General features: G+C 36.1%; 3 protein-coding genes. All 3 read left to right on the top strand.

The window, feature by feature from the left end:
- Positions 1–316: 316 nt before the first annotated feature.
- A complete protein-coding gene (locus RTK36_RS08285; RefSeq protein ID WP_312046123.1) occupies positions 317–2,110 on the top strand; it encodes a methyl-accepting chemotaxis protein in 1,794 nt (597 codons plus the stop codon).
- Positions 2,111–2,563: 453 nt separating this feature from the next.
- Entirely contained in the window at positions 2,564–3,088 is a 525-nt protein-coding gene (locus RTK36_RS08280; RefSeq protein WP_312046121.1) for a hypothetical protein, read from the top strand.
- A gap of 12 nt (positions 3,089–3,100) precedes the next feature.
- Positions 3,101–3,613: site-specific integrase (locus RTK36_RS08275; RefSeq protein WP_312046119.1), on the top strand; the 513-nt coding region annotated here is incomplete at its 3' end.

Raw genomic sequence — 3,613 nt, 5'->3', positions numbered from 1 at the left:
ACTTCATCACAGTATTATTTATACTGCGTTATTTTATAAGAGTATTTATGTATTCTGATATCTCATTAAGGATGCAGTAAAAAGTCCTTTTATGGCGAGAACATAATGCTTTTTCAAACATACACTATAGAAATTCTAATAATATGATCGTAAAACCAAATTAGAACTATTACTTTAAGAAAGGAGGCTATTTGTCAAAAATGACACGAAATATAAAAAGATTTGAGAATTTCTTTGTTTATGTATTAGTGGAATCTAGTGTAAAGAATTGTAAGCCGTTTATTTTTAGTGAGAATAAAAGAAAGAGGGATATGGAATGAAGCAGTGGTTTGAAAATGCGAGTGTATCGAAAAAGTTGAGCATCGGGTTTCTTCTTACAGTATTTTTAGGGATCATTATTGGCATTGTTGGAATCGGAAACATGCTCAACATGCTCAGCCGCCAACAAAAAACTTACGATCAGAATACATTGGGCATTGCCTATTCTACGGAGGCGGAAATTTCTTTTAAAGATGTTAGGACTTCCATAAGAGATCTTTATATTTACTATGATATAAATAAACAGAAGTATTGTAAAGAGATTACAAATGAGATGAATGATATTCAGACACATTTGGATAAATATGAAAGCAGAATTGCCAATGAGCAGGATCAGCAGAATTTCGATGTAGCTGGGGATGCATTTAAAAACTATAAAAGTGTTGTAGATGAAATTGTACAAGCTGCTAATAATGGAGGTTCTAAGGATTCTATATTAGTGTTAATTAAAGCGGGATCATCAGTAGGGAATGACACATCCATTGCATTTAATACGCTTACGGAATACAATAGCATGGCAGCAAAAGAAAATTTAGCCCATGAGAAAACAACATCTTGGATTGCAATTATTTTAATGGCAGTGACTATTGTGATATCTGTTATTATAGCCATTCTAATGAGCAAATTTATATCTAACATCATCAGCAGACCTATGCAGATGTTAGTTATGGTTGCTGAGCACTTAGAAGTGGGAGATGTTGACGTTTATGGTTTAATGTCAGAAGAAGATAAAAAGGTAAAATATAGAAAGGATGAAATTGGTAAGGTTGCACTAGCCTTTAACAAATTAATTCAGGCAAATATTGCAATAAGTAAAGAAGCGGAAACGGTTGCTACAGGTGACTTGACTACAGCTGTAACAGTTCGCTGTGAAAAAGATATTATTGGTAAAGCGTTACGAGACTTAGTTGAGAAGCTGAATAGCTTAATTTCATCTGTAGCGATTACTTCGGAACAGGTTGAATTTGGAGCAAGACAAGTTTCCGATGGAGCGCAAGCATTATCAGCGGGTACAACAGAACAGGCAGCATCATTAGAGGAGCTGACTTCTGCTGTTTCAAATATTTCCGAGCAAGCAGTAAATAATGCTGCTAGTGTACAAAAAGCGGGAGAGTATGTAAATCAGGCTGGAAAGGGCGTTGCTTCCAGTAGCGAGCAGATGGAAAAGTTGAACCATGCTATGAAGGAGATTGGACACTCCTCATTACAAATTTCAAAGATTACAAAATTAGTAGAGGACATAGCATTTCAGACAAATATTCTGGCGCTGAATGCTGCGGTAGAGGCGGCGAGAGCTGGAAATGCAGGTAAAGGATTTGCAGTTGTTGCAGATGAAGTTCGAAATCTTGCGGCAAAGTCTGCTGAAGCAGCAAAACAGACAGCAGATTTGATACAGAGATCTACCTCGTTGGTGTCAGATGGTGAATTGCTTGCAGATAAAACTGCGCAACTTTTAATTGATGTTTCGGAAAAAGCTGCTATGGTAGAAAATTCTATACGAGAAATAGAAGCTGCTTCATCATCTCAGGCATCTGCAATTGAGCAGATTAACCAGGGACTTTCTCAGGTATCGGCAGTTATTCAGACCAATGCAGCAACTTCGGAGGAGAGCTCCGCTGCTAGTGAGGAGCTTGCGGCTCAGGCACAAGTTTTGAAGCAAGAGATTACCCACTTTAAATTAACAGGAGAAAAAGAAAGCTATAACATAAGAGAAAATGAACATGCTTTCTCAGAAAATCCGGGCGAAGAGAAATATTTAAACCCTACAGTCAATGATTATGTAAAATATTAAATTGAAGTTCCATAACTAGAGAGTTCAACTGAACGAGAAAAATAGAGAGCTGCAATACAAACTATTGAGAAAAATAATAGGCTGATTGGTTTGAGTAAGTTAATCATAATCAAGAATGAAAATCTTGATGAAGATATAAAAAAATAAATGAGCGTTAAAGCGCCCCTTTACAGTTTGTAAAGGGGCGCTCAGTTTATTATTGAAAAAATAAATTTAACCGCAGTATACTTGATACTGTGCAACTGCAATTAAGTATAATATAATACAATTTATTATATAACAACTGCTTTCAGTTTGTCAATTCGTGCGACATTTTTGTCGAAAAATCACGAAAACAAAAATAATAATTTGTATTTTAATTATTACATGTGCTTTTTCAGTGTAATTACAAGTTTCGCCGTCAACGGCGGCGTCATGGAAGCGATAACTTTATCAAGGAAAAGGAGAATGACAATGGCGCGTAGAGGAGAAAATATTTATAAACGAAAAGATGGTCGTTGGGAGGCCAGACTGCTTATTCAAAAAGGAAAATATAGATACTTTTATGGGAAAACTTATAAGGAGGCAAAGTTAAAAATGCGTTCGTTCCAAGAAAATGAGAAAACCCATAAAGAAAAACAAACTGAGCAGAAAACAAATGCAAACGCACTATATGAGGGGTGGCTTGAAAAACAAGTTACCTTGAAAAATGTAAAACCGTTAACCTATGAAAGCTATTACCATTGTATGCACAAGCATATCATGCCATTTTTTCAAAATGAGAAAACAAATAGAATCACGATGGACACCGTTTCACAATTTACGAAAATGCTCAGTGAAAATGAATTACTTGCTGATACATCAAAGAAAAAAATATTCACCATTTTCAAAATAGCCTTGAGGGAAATATTAAAAGATGAGGTAAACAGCGCCTCTATTTTGGCAACAGTAAAAGCACCCAAATTGGAGACTAGAGAAGTGGAGGTTTTTTCCATATAGGAACAGCGGAGTTTGGAGGCGGCAGCCCTGCAATCAAAGGATCAACGTGCCCTAGGTATTATTTTATGCCTATATACCGGTATCAGACTGGGGGAGCTTTGCGCTCTAACTTGGAATGACGTAGATTGGGAAAGTGGGTTTATGTCTATTACAAAAACGGTATCAAGAGTGAAAACTTTTAGGCAGGACACAAAAAAAACCGAATTGGTGGTAGGTACTCCCAAGAGTCGTAATTCAATGAGAAAGATTCCTGTGCCAGAATTTCTGCTAAAATTGGTTCAGCAACGCAAGCTAAGGGAAGGACGTGAAAATACCTTTATACTTACTGGTAAAGAAACTCCAATCGATCCTAGAATATTTCAAAAACTATATAAAAAACTTTTGGAGGAAGCGCATTTGCAAGATCGTAAATTTCATGCTATACGGCATACTTTTGCTACGCGTGGCTTAGAATTAGGGGTAGATATTAAAACGATAAGTGAGATATTAGGACATTCTAACGTTTCTATAACCTTAAATATATAT

Origin of the sequence: Anaerotignum sp. (assembly GCF_031981185.1) — a bacterium.
In the GTDB taxonomy this organism is placed as follows: Bacteria; Bacillota; Clostridia; order Lachnospirales; family Anaerotignaceae; genus Chakrabartyella.
This window is presented reverse-complemented; position numbering and strand designations above follow the sequence as displayed.

Excerpts from the sequence above, each read along its gene's own strand:
- RTK36_RS08285 (WP_312046123.1), top strand. The coding sequence starts at position 317 with ATGAAGCAGTGGTTTGAAAATGCGAGTGTATCGAAAAAGTTGAGCATC.
- RTK36_RS08280 (WP_312046121.1), top strand. The coding sequence starts at position 2,564 with ATGGCGCGTAGAGGAGAAAATATTTATAAACGAAAAGATGGTCGTTGG.